Below are 24,796 nucleotides of genomic sequence, written 5' to 3'. Positions count from 1 at the left end.
TGTATTCTATACCGCCGTGCGCCCCGGTCAGTAGCAGTACCTGGTTTGCTTCTAGCCAAGATCCAGCCGACCTGCGGCCCGGCCCAAACCCGCTACCAGTAGGGGGCCGTACCTCCAAACTCCTTGTCTATCATGTCCGATTTCGCTTTTCCCGAACCCGTCAAAGTCGTTATCTGGGACCTGGATGACACCTTCTGGCGGGGCACGCTTTCGGAAGGAGCGGTTGAAGCATTGGAAGACAATCTGGCGCTGGTGCGCGAAACCGCTGCCCGGGGCATTGTCCACACCATCGTTTCCAAAAATGACTTTGCCCCGGCCGAGGCCAAACTAGTCGAGCTCGGTATCCGCGACCTGTTCGTCTTCCCCCAGATCAGCTGGCAGCCCAAGGGACCCATTATTAAGGACCTGCTGGAAAAAATGCAGCTGCGGGCCCCCAATGCCCTGTTCTTGGACGATAACCCCATCAACCGGGCCGAAGCGCAGTACTACAACCCCCAGCTGCAGGTAGCCGACCCCACCGACCTGCCGCACCTGGCCCCGTTGCTGCGCGCCAGCGGCAAGCCCGACCCTGCCTTCAGCCGCCTCGAGCAGTACAAGCTGCTGGAGCGCCAGCAGCAGGCCCGCTCCGGCTACCAGGATAATCTGGCCTTTCTGCGCGACTCCCAGGTGCAGATTCAGTTCCGGGAGGGCGCGCAGGTGCTGCCCGACCTGGCCCGGATCGAAGAGCTGATTAACCGCTCCAATCAACTGAATTTCACCAAGCAGCGCGTCAGTCAGGACAGCGTGGGGGCCGAACTGCTCAACCCACAGAAGCGCTGGGGCACGGTGCGGGTCCAGGACCGCTTCGGCGACTACGGCCTGGTGGGCGTGTACTGCCTGAATCGGGCCGAAAACCGCCTGGAGCAACTGGTCTTTTCCTGCCGCATTCTGCACCTGGGCGTCGAGCAGTTTACCTACGCCTGGCTGGGCTTTCCCGCGCTGCAAGTACAGGGCGAAGTGGCTACCGAGCTCAATACCACCGATACCCCCGACTGGATTACGGTTCAGACCCTGCCGCTGGAGGGTGCGGCCGAGGCCGAATCGGCGGCTAAGCCCACGGCTGACAAGCTGCGGGTGTTGCTCAAGGGCGGCTGCGACCTGGGCCAGCTCACGCCGTTTCTGCAGGCCTACGAGCTGACGGTAGCGGAGGAGTTCAACTTCAATAATGAAAACCAGATTCCGGTGCACGTGGAGCATACCGTGCTGCTGCGCCAGGGCCGGGAGCTGCCCGCCGCCGAGAAAGAACGGCTAGCGGCGGGCCTGCCTTTTCTGGGCCGCGAGGCGTTTGACACTCGGCTCTGGGCGGCCGACTACAATGTGCTGGTCTACAGTCCCCTGATGGACTATACCCAGGAAATCTACCGGGAAACCGCTACCGGCCGGGAAATTCCCTTTGGCGGCTACCAGAACCTGATGGCCGCCGACCCGGCTACGCAGGCCGCCAAGTACGCGCAGCGCCGCTTCCGCGGCATGGACGAAGCCTTTCTGCGCCGCTTTCAGCAGGACTATACATTTCAGGGGCAGATTTCGCCGGCTCGTTTTCAGGAAAACCTGCAGTGGCTGCGCCAGCAGATTCCGGCTGCCGTCCCGATTTTCTTTCTCAATGGGGCCGAAATTGAAGTGCCCGGCTCGGGCGAAACCGGCGCCCTGAACCGACACAAGGTTATGAACCAGGCCCTGGCCGACTTTGTGGCGACGGCCGCCAACTGCTTCCTGATCGACGTACGCGGCTTTGTGCAGACCCCGGCCGACGTGACCAACAACCTGCGCCACTACCAGCGCCAGCACTACCGCACCCTGGCGCAGCGCACGGCCGAGGCCATCGGCCAGTGGCAGGGCCAGCAGCTCGGCCGCTCAGCCTGGGTTGATCTGCGCGCCGAAGTAGCCAGCCGGGTCCCCGGCAAGCTGAAAGGCTTCTTGGGCAAGCTGCTGAAATAGGCCATTGCAGGGCTGGTTCGGGAACTGATTAGGATTTGGTAATCAGCTCGGCAAGCCGTGCCGTCAACGCCCGGCGCGAGTAGCGGGCGTGGTTCAGGACCGGCAAATCCAGGTTGGAGTTCTGCTGCCAGTGCCGGGCCAGCTCTTCCAGATAGGCCAGCATCGTGTCGTAGGCCTCGTAGGCGTAGGCGCGGCCGGCACTGCATTCCTGCAGCAAATTGTCAGCATCCGAGCCCACCGGGCCAATGCAGATAATGGGCTTGTTGGCGGCTAGATATTCGAACACCTTGCCCGGCAGAATCCCGAAGTTGTGGTCTACGTCCGGAATGGCCATCAGCAGCACCGAGGCCCGCAGCAAGTAGCGCACCGACTCGTCGTGGGGCACGAAGGCTACGAATTCGGTCCGCTCGGCCAGGCCCGCGGCGGCAATCTGGGCCTGTACGCCCACCGAAACTTTGCCCACGAAGCGCAGCCGCAGCGGCACCGCAGGATGACGCCGGGCGCACTCGGCACAGGCCCGCAGAAACTCCTCGATGTGGTAGGTTTCCGAAATCGTGCCGGTGTGGGTAATCAGCAGCGCGTCCTGGGGCGGGGTGGAAGGCGCGCGAAAGTCACTCTCGTCGTAGCCGTTGGGGATGACATGAAACTTGGCGGCCGTCAGCTGGGGCGACTTGCCCAGAAACAGGCGTTTGGTATCGGGGCTGGTGACCAGCACCTCATCGGCCTGCTCCAGTACCTGCCGCTCGTAGCGGGCATCGAGCCAGCGGGCCAGGCGGGTTTTGTTCAGCTCCTTGGTGTAGTAAATATCGGTCCACGGGTCGCGCATGTCGGCCAGCCAGCGCAGGCCGTAGCGTTGTTTCAGGGCCAGCCCGATAAGCTGGGTAGAGTGGGGCGGCGAGCTGGTCAGGACCGCGTCGAAGGTTTCGCCCTGGGCTAGTAGCTCGGCTACGGCCCGTAGCACGTGCCCGTTCCAGCCCCGGCGTGGGTCCGGGATGAACACGTTGCCGCGCACAAACTTGAAAAACTGCTGCTGCAGACTGGTCTTGCTTTCGTTGGCAAAGCCCCCGTAGGGAATCTGCTGGCGGCCGGTAAGCTTTTTGTACGAGCCAAACGGCTCGGACGTGCCCGTGCGAATAACCCGCACCCCGGCCGGTACCTCGGCCGCTAACGACGCATCGAGCACCGGGTAAGCCCCCTTTTCGGGGTCGACGGTCACCACGGTGCACTGCACGCCGAAGCTGGGCAGGTGCTTTACAAACTTCAACGTCCGCTGCACGCCGGCGCCCCCGGAGGGTGGCCAGTAATAAGTAATAACGAGCAGACGCATGGGGCAGACGAAGGATTTTAAGCAGTTTCGGAGCGCGAAGGTAAGCAGCGGCTGGCTTTTGGGGTTTTCTGGCTAATTTTGGGCGCGGAACGGCGACGTTTCGCGTATCTTGTCTGTTATGGCAGAAGGAAATTTTAACCCGGAGGCTGGCCTGTATCGGGGCTGGTGCTGGTTGAAAGGCGCTTTTGCCGTCTTCTTCTTTCTGCCAAACAGTCGGCTGCCGGGGCCTTATAGCGTTGCGGCCGTCCTATTCCCCACGAAACTAAGCAGCACATCTACCGATGTTCGATAATTTAAGTACCAAGCTCGACAAAGCCTTTAAAACCCTTAAAGGCCAGGGCAGCATCACCGAAATCAACGTTGCGGCTACCATCAAGGAAATCCGCCGGGCACTGGTCGATGCCGACGTAAACTACAAGGTGGCCAAGGAAGTCACCGACAAGATTAAGGACGAGGCCATGGGCCGCGACGTGCTCACGACCGTGTCGCCGGGCCAGCTGATGACCAAAATCGTGTACGACGAGCTCACCCTGCTCATGGGCGGCTCGAAGGAAGATGTGGTGCTTAAGGGCGACCCGGCCGTGATTCTGCTCTCGGGCTTGCAGGGCTCGGGCAAAACCACCTTCGCCGGCAAGCTGGCGACCTTTATCAAGAAGCAAAACCGCACGGTGCTGCTCGTGGCCTGCGACATCTACCGCCCCGCCGCTATCGACCAGCTGAAAGTGCTGGGCGAGCAAGTGGGCGTGGAAGTGTACTCGGAGCCGGAAAACAAGAATCCGGTCGAGATTTCGCAGAACGCCATTGCCTACGCTAAGAAGAATAACAAGAAAGTAGTCATCATTGACACCGCCGGCCGCCTGGCCGTCGACGAGCAGATGATGCGCGAAATCGAGTTGGTAAAACGCTCGATTAACCCGTCGGAAACCCTGTTTGTGGTAGATGCCATGACGGGTCAGGACGCGGTAAACACGGCCAAGACCTTCAACGACCGGCTGAACTTCGACGGCGTGGTTTTGACCAAGCTCGACGGTGACGCCCGCGGTGGTGCCGCCCTCTCGATTCGGGCCGTGGTGGAAAAACCCATCAAGTTCATCTCCACGGGGGAGAAGATGGAAGCCCTGGACATGTTCTATCCCGACCGGATGGCGCAGCGGATTCTGGGCATGGGCGACGTTATCTCGCTCGTGGAGCGCGCCCAGCAGCAGTTCGACGAGGACGAGGCCAAGCGCATCAACCAGAAGATCCGCAAAAACCAGTTCAACTTCGACGACTTCCTCTCCCAGCTCGAGCAGATCAAGAAGATGGGTAACCTCAAGGACCTGGTGGGCATGATTCCGGGCATGAGCAAGGCCATCAAGGACGTGGACATCGACGACGACGCCTTCAAGCCAATCGAGGCCATCATCAAGAGCATGACCCCACAGGAGCGCGCCCAGCCCGAGCTGCTCAACGGTTCGCGCCGCCGCCGCCTGGCCAAGGGCTCCGGCACCGATATTCAGCAGGTCAACAACCTGATGAAGCAGTTCGAGGACATGCGCAAGGTGATGCGCACCATGAACAAGATGAGCAGCACTAAAGGCGGCATGCAGCAAATGGCCAAAATGATGGGCATGCGCGGCAAGTAAGCCTTTTGAGCACAGATAAAAGCCCCGGGCCAGCTAACTGGTCCGGGGCTTTTTGTTGGGCCTTGAATTTGCCAGATGGGTTACCGCGCAATCAGCACCTTCTGAGTAGTACCAATCAGGTTGCCGGCGGCATCGGTAGCACGCAGGAAGTAGAGGCCGGGCGCCAGGTTGCTGACCGCCAGTCGCGCCTGCTGCTGAAAACCTTGCCGCAGCACCACGCGGCCCTGCTGATCCAGCAGCGTAAGTTGCAGGGGCTGCGCGGAGCCCGTGTACGAAATCTGCACGAAATCCTGGGCTGGTACGGGCGAAACGCTGAGCTGAGCGGCTGGTTCAGCCGCTGCCAGCGCCATAACCGGGGAATAGGCCGATTGGCCGTCGGCATCCACCTGCTTCAGGCGGTAGTATACCTGGCCTGTGGGCGCAGGCGTATCCCGATACTGGTATTGCTGGGCTGTGGTCGAATTGCCCCGGCCCGGCACGAACCCAATTTCCTGGAACTCACTTTCGGCGGTGCTCCGGCGCTCCACGGCAAAGCCGCGGTTATTGTGTTCCGAAGCTGTCTTCCAAGCCAGATGCACCGCGTTGCCCGAGCGGGTCGCCCGGAAGCTGGCCAGTTCCACGGGCAACACGTTGCCGGGAGCAGTGGCGGTAGTCACGCGAAAATCGGAGGCCTGCTGCAGGGTAATGCGGAGTTGCTGGGTGGCCGCGTCGTAGGTGGAGCTGCTGACGCCGGGGCCCGTTACGGCCGTGGGCGCGTTGGCTAGCAGGATGGTCAGCGTGGTGGGCCGGTTCACGTAGCCGGCATAAGCCGGGCCGGTGCGCTGCCAGCTGATGGTGGCCCGCTTGGTCGATTGGAGCACGGGAGTTGTGCCATAGTACAGCCGCGTGCCCTGTTCCAGAAACAGCTGGGCGAAACCATTCGCTGCATCCGTGGAATAGAAATTGACTAGTCCATCGGCCTGCACGGGCTGGGGCAGCAGCGGGCTACTGCTGCTGGTCAGCAGCGTATCGGCCTGGGTAAAAGCCACATCCTTGAACTCGGAGCTGGCCGTCAGCGCGGCGGTGGTGGGGGTACTGATGGTCGTTAGGGTAAGCGGCGTAGTCGTGAAAGGGGCCAGAGCCGCCAGAAACTGAGTTTGGGCCGCACCGCTTTTCTGCACCAGCAGCGTGGTATGCTTCTCCGACTGGTTGTAGGTTAGCTCGTGGCGGTTGGTGGCTTTCGTGTAGCTTGTAGCGCCGCCGGTGGCCGTAACGTGCGCCAGCAGGCCCGCTCCGTTCTTTTGCCAGATACCTTCGCCCGCCGCCAGCTTATCGGTGAAAGTACCCGTCGCGGCCGAGCCGTTTTCCAGGCCGTAGCCGTGCAGCTGCCAGGTGTAGGTATGGGCCGCGGCGGCCTGCACAAAGTCGGCCAACAGGTAATAGCTGTTGCGAATAAAGAGGGTTTTGCGGGTAATGGTAGCGCCCTGGTAGGTGGTCTGCACTTCGCCGTAGGCCAGCTTATCGGTCTGAAAGGTGTTGCGAATCGTGGCTGGGGCATCGTTGGGGGTGCTGGGTGCGCCAATAGCCGGGCCGGCATTATCCACCAGGATCAGGTTATGATTGGGAGCCTTGCCCAGGGAGTCGCGGCGGCCGTAGCTGAGGTAACCGGGGTCCAGGGCCAGTAGCTGGCCGTAGGCGTGCAGCAGAAAGCTGCTGGCATCAGCCTGGCTGTGGCCGCCCGAGTTGGTTTGGGCCAGGCCGCTTTTGCCGTACACGTGCAGGTAGCTGGCCAGCGAGTCGTTGCCGGAGCGGAAAATCAGGTTGCCGCTGTGGGGCAGGGCCGTCAGGGTGGGGTTGGTAGGCGGCGTGGGCGTCAGGTTAGCCGCCAGATACGCCGCGCGCATGTCCACGGTGGCGTCGCGCAGCTGCGCGGTCAGGGAGTTCAGCTGCTTGCTCGATAAGGCGCTCAAGTGCAGAGGCTTCACGTACTTGCTTTTACCCGCCAGGGCCAATTCCGGCATGCCCATATCCACGTAAGAGTCTTCCAGGGCCGGCAGGCGGCCGTCAGGTAGCAGAATAGCCGTTACCCAGTCGTAGAGCTGGTCGTAGCGCGGGTCGTAATAGGGGTTGCGGATGGCGCGGGTGGTACTGCCGAAGGAGTAGGGCAGTGTGTTATCGGGCAGGAAGTTGCCCATGGCCCGGAAAAAGGGCAGGCAGTTCAAAAAGGCGTATTTAAAGTAATAAGGTCCTTCGGCGTACCCCGCCACCACCGCCGGGTCCGACTGCCGTTGCGCATCCTGCCAGAGCACGTTGTCGATATTGAACAGGCCGTGGTTGATCCAGGCCGTGGGGCGGCGGCTGGCGTGGGTGGCGCTGCCCACGTCGTTGAGGACCACGGCCGCCATACCCAGGGCCGCGGCCGTCATCAGCGTGTGGTTGTTCTTGACCTGTTTGTAAAAGTCCAGGCTGATAAACGACACGGGCCGGAACGGCTTTACCGACTGCGAATCAAGGTTGCCGGCAAACTCCTGCAGCTTGCGTTTACCTAGTACCAGCGTTTCGTCGGTTTCGCCGGTCCCACGCAGCAAATCGTAGGCTATCAGATAGTCAATCAGCTCTTTGGAACGCCACTGCCACTCGTTATAAGAAGAGGTAGTGCTCAGCGTGGCGTAGGCTTCCACGTTGGTGTTCATGGTTTCGAGCAGGTTCCTGGAGCTGGCAACCAGCGCTGCTCTTTCCTGCTGGGATAAGCTGCCAAGCGTATTGTGGCTGACTTTACGGTCGAGCAGGGCCACAAAGGCCGCATTTTTAGCCAGCGTGGCCCGGCTGCGGCGCCCATCCGAGGAGGTATTATCGACGGTAGGCGAAGCCAGTGCGCTTTGGTACACCCCCGCGTACAGGTGCTGGGCTTCGGGGCGGGCTAGTGCGGCCTGCACCTGCGGAATGGCGGCCGTTTTCAGCAACGTGCGCGGATACGCAAGGTCGGCGCCGGGTGGGTGCCAGCTACCTGTTTGGGCAAGTAGCGGCTGAAGTAGAAAAAATAAGAGAAATAAGGTAGAAGTTAATCGTTTCAAGAGCTACGTCAAATTATAGTTATCCCAATCAGTATGCCCTGCATGGGCCTTGAATTACTGGTTTGATAAGACTTTGACGCAGCGAATAGTTTCGTATTGTTAAGGTAAAAAATAGGATATATCTGATACTATGCTTAGCCTTGATTTAGCTGACTGCCAACCGAAACGGAATAGAGCAGAACCGGCTATTTGGTGGAAGGCATTACATTGCCCGCCGAGTCGGCAAAGTATACGGCTGTCACCTCCTCCTTGCGGCCCGGTGTCGGCTCCATTTCAAAGGTGTATTCCACCGTGTAGCCGCTGCGGCTGCGGCCCTGCGCATCGTCCTGATGGCCACTATGCGCTTCAGAGTGAATAGGAGTGATGGTGCCGCCCACCTGCTGCTGCACATATTTCTCGACGGCTCCAATGGCTGCTTGCTCTTCGGGAGTCGTGCCGCAGGCGGCAACCAGAAAACCGAGTGCCACTAGTTGAATAGGGTATTTCATAGGCCTGAATATAGCAAAAGGCCCCCAAGGAGGCCCTTTGCAGAATCAAGCATGTGGGGAAAAGCGGGCCGACAGATTTTAATACTCAGTTTTGCCCTCTTTGCTTTCCCAGGCCCGGAAGCCAGCCAGCGCCTCGTCGCGCAGCAGCTGGGTCATGGGAATCTGACGGTCGTTCAGAGGTTTCTCGATTTCGTCGTAGATAAACTGGTCGTCGAAGCCAATGGCGGCGGCATCCTGCTTGGTGTTGCCATAAAACACGCGGCGCGGCCGGGCCCAGTAAATAGCTCCCAGGCACATGGGGCAGGGCTCGCAGCTGGTATACAGGTCACAGTCGTCGAGCTGGAAGGTGCCCAGCTCGCGGCAGGCCTTGCGAATGGCGTCCACTTCCGCGTGGCAGGTCGGGTCGTTGGTGCTGGTAACCTGGTTGAAGCCATGAGCGATAATGCGGCCATCTTTTACCACAACGGCACCAAACGGACCACCGTGGCCGGCTTGCATTTTTTCGATGGAGAGGCGAATGGCTTCGCGCATGAATTCGTCGCGGGGAGCTTCCATAAGACAGAAAAGTAGGAGGGAAAAGCCCGCAAGGTACGTCAAGCCCCGGGCTCCCCCAAATGCCTGGAACCAGGAGGCTAGCTGAAAAAAACTAGGCCAAAAAGCCGTCGGGTATCTGAGGCACTGCTTTTGCCGGCAACTATTTCATCTGAGCCATCGAGTAAGAGGATAAAAGTTTCTCAGTACTGGGAGCCTGCTTACAAGCCATTGGGTGCGTCCAAAGCAAAATTGGTAAGAATGTTGCCGCTCCTTTCGGTAGGAGCAACGGCCATAATAAAGCGGAGCGGCTCTGTCGAGCTTGTGCCTTGAAGTCCAAATGGTTGGTGGAAAAGCATAAAAGGTTACGCTTTGTCAAAAATAAGTTATGAACAGAACCCTCTTTGGCCCAGTGAAAACACTTTTTGGCACAGAACTTGTAAAAAGAAAATTTGAAAGAATAGTTTTTTAGGTGTTTTGGTTGTGGAAAAGGGGACGTCGTATCGGCGTCCTTTTTTTATGCTTTCTTACCAAGATATAGGGCCCTTGTGTACTGCCCCAGCGTTGGTAGGAGGATAGGCTCAGGTCGTCTCGCTCCAGGGCTAGGAGTCCGCAGCACCGGGCAGCAGGTTACGAACCATCTGGCCGGATTGGCCTAAAGGTCAGTCAGGGCCGCTGGCGCCACTGTTCCGCGCGTATTCTATAGACAAAGTTCAGCTTGGGGGCTTCGCCAAAATACGCTACCTCCTCTTCGGCAATTTTTTCCGCGCCCAGTCGGCCAATGGCAATCTGCGAACGGACATTGCCTGCCCCAATGTGAAAGTATACCTGCGAGACGTGGGCGAAGATGTAATCCAGCATCAAAGCCTTTACCATCTGATTCAGGCCCTTGCCCCAGTACCGGGTGGCGTAAAACGTGTAGCCGATCAGAATACTGTCGGCCTGCTCGTCGTAACCATAGAAGCGGGTGCTGCCGGCCACCTCGTTGGTAGCTTTGTCGATAATTTTGAAGGCCCCCTGGCTTTGCAGGGCGCCTTCAAAAAATGTTCGAAATACCTCTGGTCTCCACCGGTCCTGGTTGGGGTGCTGCTCCCAGATGTTGGGGTCGGCGGCGGCGGCGTACAAGGCGGCAAAATCATCCGCTTGTAGCGGCAAAAGCAAGACGTGCTGGTTTTCCAGGGTTGGTTGAATCGTAAACGGCATGAGCGGGACGAGTCGGAAAGAATAGGTCTTGTGAGGCGACTAAAATAGTTTCCTTTCCCAACAACCAGCATCAGTGGCAGGAACAGCAGCGCAGACCAGCCGGGAGCTTGCGTTACTTTTCTGCTTGGGCCACGGGCCTTGAGTAGCCTATTTGGCAACTTGGTTTAAGGCCGTCCGGGAACCGGCCAGCACTGGTACTAACAAGGCCGTATAAAACTGCCCGTCCTCACGCCGGTGGCCCAGGTAAAAACTGTCGGTAGCGGCTACCTGCACCCGGCCTTGCCAGGCAGCGGGTAGGCGCCGAGGCAGGGGAGTGGCGGCAAATACGAGGGTTGGGTGCACGGGCACGCTGTCGGTGGGTGAAGCCCAGGTGGGCACGGCCCGGCCAGCTGCCCACACCTGCTCTATGTGCATTTCATCGAGGGCTCGCCAGGGCAGGTGTTGCCAGCTCGGGGTAGTACGCAGCTGGGCCAGGCGTCGGAGGCTGGCATCAATGCGGCGCTGCTTGGAAACCGAATACGCTGGCAGCAGCAACAGCATAAGGGCGCTCATACTAAGGATGGAAATGCTGATAAGTGGCGTGGGTTGCGGCTGAGGCCAGCCCCCGCGGGCCAGGCCGGCGGCCAGCACCCCAAAGACCAGGATAATACCCACAAACGCGGCCGACATAGGACTAAAGCCCGGCAGGCCCGCTACGGCCACCCAGATAGGCGTGGCCAGGCAGGCCAGCAGCAACAGCCCCGCCCAGCCTCGCAGTAGCCAAAAATCGGGGCCGGCGGCTACCGGGCGGGCGGCGTAGATTTGCTCCCAGTAGCGTAGCAGGCCCGTGAGCAGCACGACCAGGGGCGGCAGCAGCGGCAGCATGTACCGCTCCTTTTTCTCCGGAACCAGGCTCAGCAGCACCAGCGTGGCCAGAAGCCAGATAAGGGAGAACGTGTAGGGCACAAAGCGCGCCGCGCGCTGCCGAGCATAAGGCACTAGCAGCGCGGCCAGGGCTACCAGGGCCCACACGCCGGTGAATACGGCGAAGTTGAAGTAGTACCAGAAGGGCTCCACGTGCCGCTCGCCCCAGGAAGCGGCTTCGAGGCGGGCTACGGCCCCGGCCGCGGCCGGTACGTGCCGCCACACGTACACGGGCCACGCCCCGCCGGCTACCGCGGCTACGAGCAGGGCTGCCAAAGTCCCGTGCCAGTGCCTTCGCAGGTTGCGGCGGTTTGTGGGCTGGCCACTCAGTGCATAGGCCCCAACAAACGGCAGCACTACGGTATACAAACTCACCGGGCCTTTGCTGAGAATGGTGCCGCCCAGCAGTAGCCCAGCTCCCACGAAAGAAGGATAGTGTGGGGAAGGCCGGTTCCAGCCCCGGGCCAGCAGCCAGAGGCTGCCCACGGCAAGACTGTTGGAGAAAATATCCCAGTGTCCTTCGCGCCCCACCGTAATAACGAGCAGACTGCTGCTCAAGACCAAGGCGGCTAACCAGGCCGTCCGGCCTGGGGCCAGCTCTTCGCTGGGCGCGGCGCGGGTTAGCTCTTTAGTGAGCCCCCAAAAGAAAAGTACCAGCAGCAGGGCCATGCTAGCTGCCGGTAAGCGCAATAGCGCCGGGTTGGTGGTGCCCCCGCTGAGTTGCAGCACCGCCGCCACGGCCCAAGTTGGTAAGGGCGGCTTGGCTAGGCGGAGTTGGCCGTTCATGGTGGGGAGCAGCCAGGACCCGCCACTGGCCATTTCGCGCGCCGCTACGAAGTTGCGGGCTTCCATCAAGCCCACCTCCAGCGCCCCCAGATGAGCAAAAAAGTTGGCCCCGCTCACCGCCAGTACAGCCAGCCAGCGGAGCCAGGTTTGGGAGAACAAAGAAGCGGAGGCCGTAGCTGCCATCAAGAAGCGGTAAACAAGCTGAAAAGTCCCTTTCCCCGACCAACCTTACAATCGGGTAACGAGTACGCTGGGTGCTGTTTTAAGCCGAACGGGCCGCCTGATGTTCGGCTATTTCGTAGTTTTTCCAGCGGCTGCGAATCCAGCGGAAGCCGAAGGTATCGACCAGGGGCTTCCAGGCCCGATTCAGGAGGGTGTATTTCGCCGTGCCGGCGTAGCGCGGATAGTGGGGCACGGGCAGTTGCTGCACGGTGCCGCCCTGCAGTTGCACCAGGGCGCCCAGGAAGCGGTGCATGCCGTGAAACAGGGGCAGACGGCGGGCATACTCCATCTTGAGAATCTTCAGGGGGCAGCCCGTATCCTGAATGCCGTCATTAATCAGGCGGCGGCGCACGGCGTTGGCCAGCTTGGAGGAAAGTTTTTTAACCAGCGTATCCTGACGCTTGGCCCGGATGCCGGTAACCATGTCGTAGGCGGGAAAAAAGGGCAGCAGCTGGAGAAAATCCAGCGGACTAGTTTGAATATCGGCATCGATGTAGCCCACCAGGGTGGTCTGGCAATGGTCGATGCCGGCTTTCAGGGCCGTGCTCAGGCCCCGGTTGCGGGCCAAGGACAGGTAGGCGTAGTGCAGGTCCTGGGCGCAGATCTGGCGCATCAACGCCAAGGAGTTATCCGTGCTGCCGTCATTCACGAACAGGACCGTCGTGGGCACGGGCGTCTGGGCCAGAAACTTATTCATCTCGGCCACAAACTGCGGCAGGCTTTCTTCCTCGTTGTATACCGGCACCAGCACCGTCAGGCTCTGGGTCGAGAGGTAAGCGGGGTTTATCATAAGTACTGGTAAGTAAAAAGATACGCGCCGAGCCTAGAAGCAGCCCATGCTACTAAACTATACTACGGCTGAGAGGTTGCTTAACGGAGGCACCCAAACACGGCGTTTCCCAGTTCGTGGCACAGCCTGGCTGGCCGGGGCTGCTCCTTCGATGACGTAAGGTAGTCGGCTAGAATAGAACTGAATCGATATTTTGCCGATGTTTCTGCTTCTGTCCGTTAGTTTCCATCTATCCTACCAGCCTTGCGACCTTCTACTGTTCTCGTCACCGGCTGCGCCGGTTTTATCGGCTCCCACCTGTGCGAGCGGCTGTTGCACGATGGCTACCACGTGGTCGGCCTCGACAACTTCGACCCGTTCTACGCCCGGGAAGTGAAGGAAGCGAATCTGGCGGGCTTTGCCGAGCATCCGCATTTCTCGTTTTACGAAGCCGATCTGCGTGACGGCCCGGCGGCCCTGCCACCCGTAGCCGCCGATATAGTGGTGCACCTGGCCGCCAAAGCCGGGGTGGGCCCCTCGGTGCTGGAACCGGCCGCCTACCTGGAAAGCAACGTGATGGGCACCATGCATTTGCTGGAGTGGATGCGGCAGCACGGCGTCCGTAAGCTGTTTTTTGCCTCGTCTTCGTCGGTGTACGGCAACGCTACGGAAAAGCCCTTCCGGGAGGATCTGAACACGCTGGCCACCTGCATTTCGCCCTACGCTGCCAGCAAGCTGGCCGGGGAGGAGCTGGTGCATACCTACCACCACCTCTACCAGGTTGATGCCCTAAATGCGCGCTTTTTCACGGTGTATGGCCCCCGGCAGCGTCCCGATCTGGCCATTCACAAGTTTGTGCGCCTGCTCCGGGCCGGGCAGCCCATTCCGGTATTCGGCAACGGCAGCACCTCGCGCGACTACACCTTTGTGGCCGACACGGTCGATGGAATTGCGCGCGGGGTGCACTACTTATTGACCCACACCGGCGTGTTCGAAACCGTAAACCTGGGCAATAACCGGCCCGTGCCGCTGCTAAAGCTGATTGAGGCCGTAGGGCAGGTCGTCGGTGTCGTGCCTGAACTCTCCTTTCAGCCCCTGCAGGCCGGCGACGTCGATACCACGTTTGCCGACATCAGCAAGGCCCAGGCCCTGCTCGGCTACCGGCCCCGCACCAGCCTGGCGGAAGGGCTGCGCCAGTTTGTGGCCTGGCTGCCGGTAGGGCAGGTAGCACCGGCCGGCGTATAAAGCCAAAGAAGAAAGCCCCGCCGGACTAGGTGTCCGGCGGGGCTTTTTCGTGCAACCAATCGGGTAAGACTGGCTCGGCTTAGCGGCCGGCTTCCACGAGGCTGATGGCGTAGCCGCCCCCGGGGGCGCAGTACTGCGTCAGCTTCGACTTGCTGGTCACGTTGAGTTTGCGGATCTGGTAGGCCATGGGGTTTTTCTCGTAGTGCGCGTCCTTGGCATCGGCGTAGATGGTGGCCACGTACTTTTTGCCGGGCTCCAGGAAGCTCAGGTTGATCTTGGAAGTGCGGCCCTGCTCGTCGCAGGTGCTGCCCACAAACCAGCTGCTCTTGCCCTTGGCCTTGCGGGCGTAGGTGATATAGTCGCCGGGCTCGGCCTCGAGCACCTTCGTGTCGTCCCAATCCACGGCTACGTCCTTGATAAACTGGAAGGCGTCGAGGTACTTGTTGTAGGTTTCGGGCAAATCGGCGGCCATCTGCAGGGGCGAGTACATCGTCACGTACAGGGCCAGCTGCCGCACCAGGGTGCTGTGCACGAAAGAATTGTTCTGCGGGTTGTAGGCGCTGATACGGGTCTGGAAAATGCCGGGCGTGTAGTCCATCGGGCCGCCAATGAGGCGGGTGAAGGGTAGAATGGTGGTGTGGTCGGCGTTGTTGCCCCCGAACGACTCGTACTCCGTGCCGCGGGCGGCTTCATTGCCAATCAGGTTGGGGTAGGTGCGCGACAGGCCGGTGGGGCGCACGGCCTCGTGGCCGTTCACCATGATTTTATGCTGGGCGGCCTTCTCCAGCACGAAGTTGTAGTGATTCACCATCCACTGGTCGTAGTGGCGGTGACCCAGGGGCACGATGTCGCCCACGTAGCCGGTCTTGACGGCGTTGTAGCCGTACTTGTTCATGAACTGGAAGGCCGAGTCCAGGTGCCGCTCGTAGTTGCGCACCGAGCCCGAGGTTTCGTGGTGCATGATGATTTTCACGTTTTTGCCGGCCGCGTACTGCTGCAGCTCCGGCACGTTGAAATCAGGATACGGCGTCACGAAGTCGAACACGTAGTCTTTGTGCTTGCCGAACCAGTCTTCCCAGCCCGTGTTCCAGCCTTCCACCAGCACCGCGTCGAAGCCATGCTTGGCGGCAAAGTCGATGTACTCCTTCACGTGGGCCGTGTTGGCGGCGTGGGTGCCGTTGGGCTTTACTGTCTTATAATCAACGGAATCGAGCTTGATGTTGTCCATGTTGGTGTACGACCAGGTGCTCTTGCCCGTAATCATTTCCCACCACACGCCCACGTACTTTACGGGCTTGATCCAGGATACGTCCTTGAACTTGGTGGGCTCGTTCAGGTTCAGCACCAGCTTGGAGGTAAGGATGTCGGCCGCTTTGTCGCTCACAATCACCGTGCGCCAGGGCGACTGGCAGGGCGTCTGCAGGTTGCCTTTGTCGCCGACGGCGTCGGGCGTCAGGTGCGACTCCAGCACGAAGTTCTTGTCGTCCAGCTCCAGGTGCATGGTGGAGTAGTCCATCAGGGCCGCCTCGTGAATGTTGAGGTAGAGGCCGTCCTGGTTGCGCTTAAGCATGAGCGGAGTTTGCACGCCCGTGTCCGAAAACGTCTTCTGCGAGGCATTGGGCGTCACGGCGGCCTTCATCCGGCCCCGCACCTCCGACAGGTTCGACGTGACGGTGCTGTACTCCTGGGTGTCGTAGTCGCCGGGCAGCCAGAAGGCTTTATGGTCGCCGGTGAGGGCAAACTGGGTTTTCTCCTCTTTTACCGTGAAGTAGTCGAGGTCTTTCTGGCGCGGAAACTCGTAGCGGAAGCCCAGGCCGTCGTCGAAAAGGCGGAAGCGCACCAGCATCGTGCGGTTGGTCTGGGCCTGGGTCAGGGTCAGGGCCAGCTCGTTGTAGTGGTTGCGAATCGTTTTGACCTCGCCCCACACCGGCTGCCAGCTCTCATCGAACGTGCGGCGCTGGGTGTTGGCTACGCTAAAGCCGCTGGTGAGCGAGGTCGTGTTTTTCAGCTCCAGGCCCAGCTTGCCGGGCTTCAGCACGGGCTTGCCTTTGTAGGTAAGACTGTACGTAGGTACACCGCCTTCCTGCAAGACCACGCTGAGCGTCAGCTGCTTATTGGGTGACTGAATTTCCTCGGCGCGGGCGGCGCTCCAGACCAGGCAGCAGAAGAGCAGCACGCCGTGGCGGCCACTCCAGCCCAGTAATAAGTTGCGTAGTTTATTCATGTTACAAAGGTGACATTTTCGGTCAAAAAACCGCGTGTCGCCCCTCATTTCCCGGAAATAGACGCGCGGCGTACAGCAAGGTCGTTTGGCCTATAGGATCGGGGCTAAATGCCGGAAGGCCGCCCTGCCAAAGCAGAGCGGCCTTCCGGAACGGAGTGGGGGATAATCCTTAGTGCACGATGCGCAGCTCGTACTGCGGCTCGGCCGCGGCCTGGCCGCCGTGGTCCACGGCAAAAGCGCCCACGCGGCTGGGGCCGTAGCCCAGGTTCACTTTCACAAACTCGTTGCGGGTCGGCAGCAGGCCGATGATTTCCTGGCGCAGCAGCTGCAAATCGTCCTGTAGGTTCTGAATGCGCTGCTCCACCTCGTCGGCGTGCTGGTCGAAGCTGCCGGTGGCCGGGCGGTGGTCGAAAGCCTGGTTGGCCTGGGCCTCACTAGCGGCCGTGTTGGGCAAGGATTTGGCTTCGACAATGGCCTTGCGCAGGTCTTCTTCGGCCTCCAGGTAGGCTTTTACTTTGTCTTCGAGCGGAATCAGAGCGGGGTCGAGGTAGTCTAGGTTGCTGGACATTGCAGAAGGGCGAAAGGGAAGAAGTTGTCTTGCCCGAAACAACGCAGATCCGGCCTGGAAGGATACAGCCTCGGCCATAAAACCCGCCCGGCGGCATCCGCCCGACAACGCTTGGCCCCCCGGCTTCCGTACCCTTCTGGCAACTCCTCTTACCTTTGCCCCATGTCCCGAACCCCTGCTTCCGACCCGGTTGGCCATGCTATGCTGGCGTATTTACAAGGTAACCAGCACGCTGAGCTAACGGTGCACAGCAACGTAGCGGAGGAAGAGCCGCTGCCGGCCAGCTACTTTTTTCGCACGCTCTGGGAAATGCCCGAGTTGGAGCGCACGGCCCTGGAAGAATGCCGCGGCCGAATTCTGGATGCCGGGGCCGGGGCCGGCTGCCACAGCCTGGAACTGCAGAACCGGGGCTTTCCGGTCAAGGCCATCGACGCCTCGCCCGGGGCCGTGCAGGTGCTGCAGGCCCGGGGCGTGCAGGAAGCCGCCTGCCACAACCTGTTTGAGCTGCCCACCGGCGAGCATTACGACACCATTCTGATGCTGATGAACGGGCTGGGCCTGGTCGGCACCCTGGAAGGCCTGGAAAAGTTTCTGCAGCAGGCCAAGCACCTGCTGGCCCCCGGCGGCCAGATTCTGGCTACCTCCTCCGACATCAGCTACCTCTACGAAGACGAGGAAGGAGCCCTGGTTATCAACCTCAACGGCCCCTACTACGGTGAAGTGGAGTACTCCATGACCTATGGCGACGAAACCGGTGCCTCCTTCGACTGGCTCTTTATCGATGCCGGCCTGCTGCAGGACTACGCCGAGGAAGCGGGCTACGAAGTGGAGTTCCTGGGAGAAGACGACCAGCAGCAGTACCTGGTGCGCCTCACGCTCAAGCAGCAGAATATCGATAACAACTAAGCCGGGCTTTTTTTATGGAATACGCTAAAACCTACACCGCGCGCTGGGCCGATATGGACCCCAACGTGCACATGCGCCACTCGGCCTACACCGACTACGCCGCTCAGCTCCGCCTGGAGTTTCTGGCCGACCAGGGCTTCCCGATGAAGCGTTTTGCCGAGCTCGGCATCGGGCCTATCCTGTTTCGGGAAGACACCCGGTTTCTCAAAGAAATCGGCCTGAGCGAAGCCATTAAGGTGACAGCCGAGCTCAGCGGCCTCAATGCCGACGCCTCCCGCTGGCGCATCATCCATACCATCTACAAAGCCGATGGCCGCGTGGCCGCTACCGTTGCCGTCGACGGCGCCTGGCTCGACCTGCGCCTGCGCAAGCTCACGGTGCCTCCCACCGAAATGGCCGAGGCCATGCGTCAGCTCGACAAGCACGAAACCTACGCCGACATCGAGCGAGGCCAGAAATAAAGCGAAGTGGTGGCCCCGACGGCAAAGCAGCAACCTTTACCCTGTCATGGCGAGGAACGAAGCAATCCGTCCGTTGAACTGTACTGAGCCTTCTAAGTTGACAAGCCCCTTCTCACACGCGGTAAGAAGGGGCTTTCTGGTAAAAGGCCATTGGGCACTAGCAGAGGACGGATTGCTTCGTTCCTCGCCATGACACGTCTTGAGCACACAGCATATTTCAACCCACTAGCACCTTAGATTTACATTCCGATCTACGCCTTTACGGCTTTGCTGATCCGCTCCAGCTGCTTTTGGTGGTGCAGCACATGGTCGACCATAAAGTCCAGAGTCTGGTAGATGTTGAGCATGCCTGAGCGGGGGTGCTTGAAAATGTCCCGATTCAGTAGCGGGCTGGGAAACTCGTTGAGGGTGCGCTCTAGTTGCCGCCGTATCCGTGCCCACTCGGTGCGCAGCTCGGGTAGCGGGGGGGCAGTTTCGGGCGTCAGGGACGCTAAGTATTTAGGAGCCTTGAAACGCAGGAAGGGCAGCCGCAACGCCGCCCGCAAAACTCGGGAGCGGACAAAGGTGAGAAACCCGGATTTGCCCAGCTCTTCTTCCTGCATAATCTTCTTGTCGATGTATTGCCCGATGCCGGTTTCGGCCACCACTAGGTGCTGCACTACCTGGGCCGCCGACCATTGGCCTGGTCCCGGCTGCTGGTGAGCTTTGTCGCCCAGGGCCTGGGCCTGATCGAGCAGGCGGGTGGTGGCGTGTTCCAGTTGTTCGAAGCGCAGGTGCAGACGATGATTCATGGGAGCCGGGGGCGGGGAGAAGTGAGTAGCTTTGCGGCAAAAGGTACGTAAAATACCTAGGCCAAGCCCGGCGCTAGGCCAGCTGGCTTTCCACTCTACTTGCGTTTCGAGTTGCTTTCTCAACCTCCCTGTGTTTTGCGTTGGCCCGCGGCCCTGCCCCACGACCAGCTGCTGCTGGCAACCCGGAAGTGTGTTGGTCCGCTGAGCCGGGTTGCCTCATGAGCAGCAAGGCCGTGGTAGTACCCGAGCCCGCCCCGGCGCGGTTGCTAAGCTGGTGGGTAACGGGCGGGATTTTTCTGCTCTATTGCCTGTATCTACCCGTTTCGGGCTACACCGAAATGGTGTACGACGCGCTGAATTACTGGACCCTGACCGAGCGGTTCTTTCAGCACGGCAGCTTCCACTTGTTGGCCTACAACGATGCGCTGCGCGGTTATTTTCTGCCCCTGCTGAATCTGCCGGCCAAGGCGGTTACCCATTTCACCGGCGCCGATCCGCTGGTGCTTACCCGCCTGATGGGGGCCGCCTACGCGGCCCTGCTGTTTGGCTGGGCTGCGCCGGGCCTCTGGCTGGCCTTGTTTCCAACGCACCGGCTGGGGTGGGGACCCCGCCTGGCCGTGGCAGCAGTAGGCTTCCTGTTTTGGCGCGACTATTTCAACTTCGTGCTGTCTGACTTTCCGGCCCTGCTGGCCCTGCTGCTGGGCTTGCGGCTGGCCGTGCAGCATCCGGGGGGGCGGCAGGCGGTGCTCATTGGCTGCTGCGCGGCGGCGGCCAGCAATATCCGGCCCGTGTACTTGCTGGCCGCCCCAATGGTAGGGCTTCTTGCCTGCGTGGCCAGTACCGAGCCACGCCGCTGGGGAACTGTGCCGGCCGGCCTGCTACTGGGTTTTGCCTTGCTCAGCGGCCCGCAGCTGCTGCTCAATGGCCGCCACCACGGTGTCTGGACGCCGCTGGTGCTTTCGCGCGATGCCCGCCTGCCCACGGCCAACCTGTATCTGGCCCAACTGGGGTGGGGCTTGGTGGTGCAGAAGTACGAAACCAGCCTCGACCCGGAGTTTCCCTCCCCGCGCATGCTCTACACCGACCCCGCCGGGCAGGCCTTGCTGCAGCGCCAGGCCATCCGGCACTTTACCGATTATCCAGCCTATATAAGAGCCGTCCTGCGGGAGCCCCTGGCTTTTGCCGCTCTTTACGGCCGGCATTTATTCAACGGGCTGGATGTGCAGTATCCCACGCTGTTTGTCCGGCAGGTGGCGCAGCGGTCCGGTGGGCTTTCGTGGCTGCACTACACGCTCTGGTTTGGGGCCGGGGTGGTAGCCGCCCAGTGGCGGGCCTTGTCCCGCCGGCAGATGCTGCTGGTGAGCCTGGTGGTGGGGGCGCTGCTGCTGCCGTGCCTGGCCTCCCTGCCCATTGCCATTGAGTGCCGCTTTTTGCTGCCCCTGCATTTGCTCCTGTACGCCACCGCGTGTTTTGGGGGAGCGCAAGGGCGTCGCCCAGCGCAGTGGTCGAAGCCCCGGGTGGGACTGCTACTCGTGGGCTACGGACTTTTTCTGCTGCTCTGCTTCACCCTCTCGGCCCAAACGCGGAGCCACCTCACGCCCGACGTGCGGGTGCTGGCTCCGCTGGGTGGAGCCGAAGCTCAGGCCAACTAAAAAGCCCTGACTACCACCGGTAGTCAGGGCTTTTTCGAAACCAGTGGGCGAAACTACGCTTTCTGGTAAGTTACTTCTTTCACCGCCTGCACCGTGCGGGCCACGTTGGGCAGCGAAGCCTCAATCAGGGTCGGGGCGTAGGGCAGGGGCACGTCCATGCAGGTTACGCGCACCACGGGGGCGTCGAGGTAATCGAAGGCGCGGCGCTGCACGGTGTAGGCCAGCTCCGAGCTGATGCTGGCCAGGGGCCAGGCTTCTTCCACGACCACCATGCGGTTGGTTTTCTTCACCGATTCCACCAGCGTATCGTAGTCAATCGGGCGCACCGAGCGCAGGTCGATTACTTCGGCTTCGATGCCGTCCTTGGCCAGCTCATCGGCGGCGGCCAGGGCCACTTTCATCATTTTGCCGAAGCTCACCAGCGTTACCGACTTACCCTGGCGCACCACGTTGGCCTTGCCGATTTCGAGCAGGTACTCTTCCTCGGGCACTTCGCCCTTGTCGCCGTACATCAGCTCCGACTCCATGAAAATCACCGGGTCTGGGTCGCGGATGGCGCTTTTCAGCAGGCCCTTGGCGTCGTAGGGAGTCGAGGGAACGACTACTTTCAGGCCGGGCGTGTTGGCGTACCAGTTCTCGAAGTTCTGGGAGTGCTGCGAGGAGAGCATGCCGGCGTTGCCGGTCGGGCCGCGGAACACGATGGGGCAGGAGTACTGCCCGCCCGACATGGAGTAAATCTTGGCGGCCGAGTTAATCACCTGGTCAATGGCGACCAGCGAGAAGTTGAAGGTCATGAACTCGATGATGGGCAGCAGGCCGTTGATGGCCGCGCCCACGCCGATACCGGCGAAGCCCAGCTCGGCAATCGGCGTATCAATCACGCGCTCAGGGCCAAACTCGTCGAGCATGCCTTGGCTTACTTTGTAGGCGCCGTTGTACTCAGCTACTTCTTCGCCCATCAGAAACACGCGCGGGTCGCGCCGCATTTCTTCAGACATGGCCTCGCGCAGGGCTTCCCGGAATTGGATGGTCCGCATAATCAGATTGCAGGAATTCGAAACGTCAGAAACAAAATGCCGGAAATTTTCCGGCCCGTAAAGCTACAACCCGCAGCCGGGACGGGCAAGCACGATTACGATTCAAGTTGCAGGCGCACCGTGACGGCGTTGACCTTGATTCCCCACTCGCTCTGGAAGACCAATTGCAAGTCGTACTCGGCAGGCCAGTTGCGACCGGTATAGCAATTGTCAAAGTCATCCCGCATTTCACTTGGCGTACAGCAAATGTCACGCAGGCAATCATCCTCACTGATTGGAAAATCCGGGTCCCGCTCTTTCACGCGGAAATAGGTCACGCCCTCAAAAACCAGATGCAAGCCTTGCCACGGCACATTTTTAGCCCAGTCACCCGTTGATTTTTGCCAGCGCAGACGGAGCGTAGCAGCGGCTGGTGCGTATTGTAGGTCTACAAATTTGAAGCTGTTGTGCAGGTCGGCGTAGCCACCGTTGGACCATTCCAGGCCGATATTTTGCCCGTCGAGGGTGAAGTTTAGAAATTCCATAGGCCGGTAAGGTAGCAGTTGACCCTAACTCCTGAACGGTGTAGAGACGCATACTTGCGTCTCAATCGTTGAACAACCATCGGTGGCACGGCGCGGCCGCCGAGACGCAAATATGCGTCTCTACAGTGTTGCCGTTGTAATGAAGCTCATTACCGGCCCTTAGTAGGTCATTGCCGCCGCTTCGCCGCTGGTTCACGGCAGTAAAACGAGCAGGAACCGATGCGCATTATAGCGGCAGATAGCCGAAAATCAGGCCATAGGCAGCAGCCTTCCCGCACGCCATTCGCTTAGCATGGTGGCAGCGGTAAATCCGTGAATAGAAGTTGAGGAAGCCAAAGCTGTCAGGGTTTCTTCGGCTTGGGCAGTGCCATAGGGCAGTAGCACGGTTGCGGCCCACAGCCGAATGCCGCCATCTTCAGCCTGAAGCAGGGGCTGAAGAGCGTCTATAGCCTGATTAGCGGTCAGCCATTGTACGGCTGCCAGAATCTGGTCGTAAGCCTTATTGCCCGCGCGGTAGTCACCAGTTTTTGTTGCTTCGGCCTGCTTGGTGGCCGCCAAGCAAAACAGCCCTAGCGCCTCGTTCTGATTGTGTACAAGCATAAATGCTACCGTAGGGCTTCCAGGAACATCTTGCCCGCCGCGTAATCCCGGAACTCCAGGTCTTCGACGGCCCGATTGGCGTAGGCGCGGTCGAGCTGCACGGCGCGGCGCAGGAACTGGCCCATCTGGGCTTCGTCCTGGCGGCGGGCCGCTACCACAGCCAGGCAGTAGTAGGCCATCGGGTCGCTGGGCTTCAGGTCCAGGGCTTCGCGGTAAATGCCGGCCGCGCCGTCGTAGTTGCCTTTGAGCAGGTAGATCAGGGCCCGGTTCATGGTGTTCTGGTAGCTTTTGCCGCTGTAGCTGATGCTGCCCAGGGCATCATCGAGCTGGCCGACTTCGATTTCCAGGGCTGCTTTGTCGGCAAATACTTTTTCCAGCACCGGCCGCGGCCCGCCGAGCTTGATGGCGTAGTCGTAGTTCTGCAGAGCTTCGAGCCGGTCGCCGGCCCGGTGGTAGGCCGTGGCTACGCGGTAGAACAAGTCGGCGGTAGGGTTGCGGTGGGCCGCCAGGGTGAAGTTGGTAGCCGCCCGGCGCAAGTAGGCTTTGCGCACCTTGTCGCTCGCCTCTTTTTCCGAGCGCTGCAGGAGCACCACGGCCAGGTTGTGGTAGGCTTCCCAGCGGCCGGTGGTTGCCACGGCGGTTTCGTAGATGCGCTGCTTTTCGGCCAGCAACGGGGTGAGCGTAGCGGAGTAGCGTAGCTCCTCGGGCGTAAGGGCATCGGCCTCCATTTCCTTCTCCACAATCTTTTTGGAGAGCAGGTAGATTTCCGAGTCGTAGCGCTTGGGGGCGGTGTACTCCACGGCCACCGTACCAAAGCGCATTACGGGGTAAATGTACTGGTCGAGGTAATCGTAGAAGGAGAGGGCCCGCAGGCGGCGCTCCTTTTGGGCAAAGGTGCCCTGCGAGTCGTTGATCAGCAGTACCACCGAGTCAATCTGGGCCGGCTTGAGGGCCGAGTTCTGCACCTTGTTCAGGAACAGGTCCCAGCGGCGGTGGTAGGCCACGGTTTCAAACTGGATGTTGCTGACCTTATTCAGATACGAATCCGTGTCGACGCGCTTTTTGTAGTAGCGCAGCAGGCCCTGCACCCGACGGTCGGCCAGGCGGGCGTCGCGCGAGTCGATTGAGTCGGGCGAGTGGCCGGCGGCTATCATCACCTTTTTGGTGTGCTGGTTGGCCTCAATGAAGTCTTCCAGGGCCTGCACGTTGGTGCCCAGATAATTGCGGATAGCCGCGCTGCCCTGGTCGAAGAAGAACGGCAGGATGCGGGTACCACTCATGTTATTATCGGCCGTTTCGGGCAGCAGGTTGATGGCCGTGTCCTGGCGTACCACCAGGCGGCCCGTCGTGACGATGCCGCGGGCCACCCGAAACGACTGGCCTTTCACCCGTTTGCCGTTTGGTTTTAACTGGTGGGCATCGGGCAGGGCCAGCAGTTCGCCGGGGCTTTTGCGGGGCGAGTAGGGAAAGGAAAACTGTTTGGTAATGACCAGCTGGTCCTTTTTCTCCGTGTCGTAGGTATACTCGCCCGACACGAAGGTGAGGCGGCCCACGGTGTCTTCGCGCAGGCCGTTGTCGTAGCGGTAGCTCAGGGCCAGGTTGTAGGCATTGCCGGATTTGAGGTGCTTGGCCGGCACCCGGGCCGTTACTTCAAACAGGACGTTCTCGCCGTTGCTTTCCAGCACCGACGGCTGCACCGTAACTTGTTGACCTTCTTGCGCAACCTTTAGCATCCGGGGCAACGTACAACCCGGCAACGCGGAGGCGGCCAGCACAACCCACACAGACGGAAACAGGCGCAAATAAACTCTCATAGGCAAAAAAGCTAAGCAGCGAAGACAGGGCCGAAAGGTTGGCCTACAAACGTAAAAACTGCTGAGGAGGGTCAGAAATTGTGCTCAATT

The 24,796-nt window shown here is 60.4% G+C and carries 20 protein-coding genes; 6 read left to right on the top strand and 14 right to left on the bottom strand.

The annotated features are described in order from the left end of the window. Positions 1–132: 132 nt before the first annotated feature. Entirely contained in the window at positions 133–1,977 is a 1,845-nt protein-coding gene (locus tag E5K02_RS06110; protein WP_135393075.1) for a hypothetical protein, read from the top strand. 28 nt (positions 1,978–2,005) lie between these two features. Here E5K02_RS06110 and E5K02_RS06105 read toward each other — a convergent pair whose 3' ends face one another. Next, the gene (locus E5K02_RS06105; protein WP_240737167.1) at positions 2,006–3,304 is read right to left on the bottom strand and encodes a glycosyltransferase family 4 protein; all 1,299 of its coding nucleotides are present in this window, start codon (positions 3,302–3,304) and stop codon (positions 2,006–2,008) included. Between the two features lie 281 nt (positions 3,305–3,585). Between E5K02_RS06105 and ffh the strand changes: the two genes are divergently transcribed. Then, on the top strand, positions 3,586–4,929 hold the full coding sequence (ffh, locus tag E5K02_RS06100; RefSeq protein WP_135393073.1) for a signal recognition particle protein: 1,344 nt from the start codon (positions 3,586–3,588) through the stop codon (positions 4,927–4,929). An 80-nt stretch (positions 4,930–5,009) separates the two neighbouring features. Here ffh and E5K02_RS06095 read toward each other — a convergent pair whose 3' ends face one another. From E5K02_RS06095 to E5K02_RS06070, 6 genes are all read right to left on the bottom strand, one after another. Next, positions 5,010–7,871, bottom strand: a complete 2,862-nt coding sequence (locus E5K02_RS06095; protein WP_135393071.1) for a heparinase II/III domain-containing protein — start codon at positions 7,869–7,871, stop codon at positions 5,010–5,012. A 296-nt stretch (positions 7,872–8,167) separates the two neighbouring features. After that, the gene (locus tag E5K02_RS06090) at positions 8,168–8,470 is read right to left on the bottom strand and encodes a hypothetical protein (protein WP_135393069.1); all 303 of its coding nucleotides are present in this window, start codon (positions 8,468–8,470) and stop codon (positions 8,168–8,170) included. Positions 8,471–8,548: 78 nt separating this feature from the next. Further along, the gene (locus E5K02_RS06085) at positions 8,549–9,025 is read right to left on the bottom strand and encodes a nucleoside deaminase (RefSeq protein WP_135393067.1); all 477 of its coding nucleotides are present in this window, start codon (positions 9,023–9,025) and stop codon (positions 8,549–8,551) included. Between the two features lie 642 nt (positions 9,026–9,667). After that, positions 9,668–10,204 carry a GNAT family N-acetyltransferase gene (locus E5K02_RS06080; RefSeq protein WP_135393057.1) on the bottom strand — a complete coding sequence of 179 codons (537 nt, stop codon included), beginning with the start codon at positions 10,202–10,204 and terminating at the stop codon, positions 9,668–9,670. A gap of 147 nt (positions 10,205–10,351) precedes the next feature. Beyond that, positions 10,352–12,076 (bottom strand): ArnT family glycosyltransferase, encoded by a 1,725-nt coding sequence (locus E5K02_RS06075; RefSeq protein WP_135393055.1) that lies wholly within the window; start codon positions 12,074–12,076, stop codon positions 10,352–10,354. Positions 12,077–12,155: 79 nt separating this feature from the next. Continuing rightward, complete coding sequence (locus tag E5K02_RS06070) at positions 12,156–12,905, bottom strand: glycosyltransferase (protein WP_135393053.1); 750 nt, start codon at positions 12,903–12,905, stop codon at positions 12,156–12,158. Positions 12,906–13,148: 243 nt separating this feature from the next. On the opposite strand from E5K02_RS06070, the gene E5K02_RS06065 reads away from it, so the two are divergent. After that, entirely contained in the window at positions 13,149–14,129 is a 981-nt protein-coding gene (locus E5K02_RS06065; protein WP_135393051.1) for a GDP-mannose 4,6-dehydratase, read from the top strand. A 79-nt stretch (positions 14,130–14,208) separates the two neighbouring features. Here E5K02_RS06065 and E5K02_RS06060 read toward each other — a convergent pair whose 3' ends face one another. Both E5K02_RS06060 and E5K02_RS06055 read right to left on the bottom strand, forming a co-directional pair. Continuing rightward, the gene (locus tag E5K02_RS06060; protein ID WP_135393049.1) at positions 14,209–16,353 is read right to left on the bottom strand and encodes a glycoside hydrolase family 97 protein; all 2,145 of its coding nucleotides are present in this window, start codon (positions 16,351–16,353) and stop codon (positions 14,209–14,211) included. 169 nt (positions 16,354–16,522) lie between these two features. Further along, on the bottom strand, positions 16,523–16,921 hold the full coding sequence (locus E5K02_RS06055; RefSeq protein ID WP_135393047.1) for a hypothetical protein: 399 nt from the start codon (positions 16,919–16,921) through the stop codon (positions 16,523–16,525). A gap of 162 nt (positions 16,922–17,083) precedes the next feature. Between E5K02_RS06055 and E5K02_RS06050 the strand changes: the two genes are divergently transcribed. Beyond that, positions 17,084–17,827, top strand: coding sequence for a class I SAM-dependent methyltransferase (locus E5K02_RS06050; RefSeq protein WP_135393045.1), 744 nt, complete (start codon positions 17,084–17,086; stop codon positions 17,825–17,827). Between the two features lie 14 nt (positions 17,828–17,841). Continuing rightward, positions 17,842–18,288 carry a thioesterase family protein gene (locus E5K02_RS06045; protein ID WP_135393043.1) on the top strand — a complete coding sequence of 149 codons (447 nt, stop codon included), beginning with the start codon at positions 17,842–17,844 and terminating at the stop codon, positions 18,286–18,288. 251 nt (positions 18,289–18,539) lie between these two features. Here the strand turns inward: E5K02_RS06045 and E5K02_RS06040 are convergent, their stop codons facing one another. After that, positions 18,540–19,079 (bottom strand): DinB family protein, encoded by a 540-nt coding sequence (locus E5K02_RS06040; protein WP_135393041.1) that lies wholly within the window; start codon positions 19,077–19,079, stop codon positions 18,540–18,542. Between the two features lie 218 nt (positions 19,080–19,297). Between E5K02_RS06040 and E5K02_RS06035 the strand changes: the two genes are divergently transcribed. Beyond that, positions 19,298–20,731 carry a hypothetical protein gene (locus E5K02_RS06035; RefSeq protein ID WP_135393039.1) on the top strand — a complete coding sequence of 478 codons (1,434 nt, stop codon included), beginning with the start codon at positions 19,298–19,300 and terminating at the stop codon, positions 20,729–20,731. 53 nt (positions 20,732–20,784) lie between these two features. Here the strand turns inward: E5K02_RS06035 and E5K02_RS06030 are convergent, their stop codons facing one another. The 4 genes from E5K02_RS06030 to E5K02_RS06015 form a co-directional block, all read right to left on the bottom strand. Next, positions 20,785–21,768, bottom strand: a complete 984-nt coding sequence (locus E5K02_RS06030; RefSeq protein ID WP_135393037.1) for a pyruvate dehydrogenase complex E1 component subunit beta — start codon at positions 21,766–21,768, stop codon at positions 20,785–20,787. A 95-nt stretch (positions 21,769–21,863) separates the two neighbouring features. Further along, positions 21,864–22,292, bottom strand: coding sequence for a hypothetical protein (locus tag E5K02_RS06025; protein WP_135393035.1), 429 nt, complete (start codon positions 22,290–22,292; stop codon positions 21,864–21,866). 249 nt (positions 22,293–22,541) lie between these two features. Beyond that, entirely contained in the window at positions 22,542–22,850 is a 309-nt protein-coding gene (locus E5K02_RS06020; protein WP_135393033.1) for a hypothetical protein, read from the bottom strand. A gap of 47 nt (positions 22,851–22,897) precedes the next feature. Beyond that, positions 22,898–24,706: a tetratricopeptide repeat protein gene (locus E5K02_RS06015; protein ID WP_135393031.1), complete on the bottom strand. Its 1,809-nt coding sequence runs from the start codon at positions 24,704–24,706 to the stop codon at positions 22,898–22,900. Positions 24,707–24,796 lie beyond the last annotated feature (90 nt).

This window comes from Hymenobacter metallicola, assembly GCF_004745645.1.
Classification (GTDB): Bacteria; Bacteroidota; Bacteroidia; order Cytophagales; family Hymenobacteraceae; genus Hymenobacter; species Hymenobacter metallicola.
This window is presented reverse-complemented; position numbering and strand designations above follow the sequence as displayed.

Excerpts from the sequence above, each read along its gene's own strand:
- E5K02_RS06070 (WP_135393053.1), bottom strand. The coding sequence starts at position 12,905 with ATGATAAACCCCGCTTACCTCTCGACCCAGAGCCTGACGGTGCTGGTG.
- E5K02_RS06040 (WP_135393041.1), bottom strand. The coding sequence starts at position 19,079 with ATGAATCATCGTCTGCACCTGCGCTTCGAACAACTGGAACACGCCACC.
- E5K02_RS06015 (WP_135393031.1), bottom strand. The coding sequence starts at position 24,706 with ATGAGAGTTTATTTGCGCCTGTTTCCGTCTGTGTGGGTTGTGCTGGCC.
- E5K02_RS06110 (WP_135393075.1), top strand. The coding sequence starts at position 133 with ATGTCCGATTTCGCTTTTCCCGAACCCGTCAAAGTCGTTATCTGGGAC.
- E5K02_RS06050 (WP_135393045.1), top strand. The coding sequence starts at position 17,084 with ATGTCCCGAACCCCTGCTTCCGACCCGGTTGGCCATGCTATGCTGGCG.
- E5K02_RS06105 (WP_240737167.1), bottom strand. The coding sequence starts at position 3,304 with ATGCGTCTGCTCGTTATTACTTATTACTGGCCACCCTCCGGGGGCGCC.
- ffh (WP_135393073.1), top strand. The coding sequence starts at position 3,586 with ATGTTCGATAATTTAAGTACCAAGCTCGACAAAGCCTTTAAAACCCTT.
- E5K02_RS06075 (WP_135393055.1), bottom strand. The coding sequence starts at position 12,076 with ATGGCAGCTACGGCCTCCGCTTCTTTGTTCTCCCAAACCTGGCTCCGC.
- E5K02_RS06035 (WP_135393039.1), top strand. The coding sequence starts at position 19,298 with ATGAGCAGCAAGGCCGTGGTAGTACCCGAGCCCGCCCCGGCGCGGTTG.
- E5K02_RS06085 (WP_135393067.1), bottom strand. The coding sequence starts at position 9,025 with ATGGAAGCTCCCCGCGACGAATTCATGCGCGAAGCCATTCGCCTCTCC.
- E5K02_RS06030 (WP_135393037.1), bottom strand. The coding sequence starts at position 21,768 with ATGCGGACCATCCAATTCCGGGAAGCCCTGCGCGAGGCCATGTCTGAA.
- E5K02_RS06055 (WP_135393047.1), bottom strand. The coding sequence starts at position 16,921 with ATGTCCAGCAACCTAGACTACCTCGACCCCGCTCTGATTCCGCTCGAA.
- E5K02_RS06090 (WP_135393069.1), bottom strand. The coding sequence starts at position 8,470 with ATGAAATACCCTATTCAACTAGTGGCACTCGGTTTTCTGGTTGCCGCC.
- E5K02_RS06060 (WP_135393049.1), bottom strand. The coding sequence starts at position 16,353 with ATGAATAAACTACGCAACTTATTACTGGGCTGGAGTGGCCGCCACGGC.
- E5K02_RS06080 (WP_135393057.1), bottom strand. The coding sequence starts at position 10,204 with ATGCCGTTTACGATTCAACCAACCCTGGAAAACCAGCACGTCTTGCTT.
- E5K02_RS06025 (WP_135393035.1), bottom strand. The coding sequence starts at position 22,292 with ATGGAATTTCTAAACTTCACCCTCGACGGGCAAAATATCGGCCTGGAA.
- E5K02_RS06045 (WP_135393043.1), top strand. The coding sequence starts at position 17,842 with ATGGAATACGCTAAAACCTACACCGCGCGCTGGGCCGATATGGACCCC.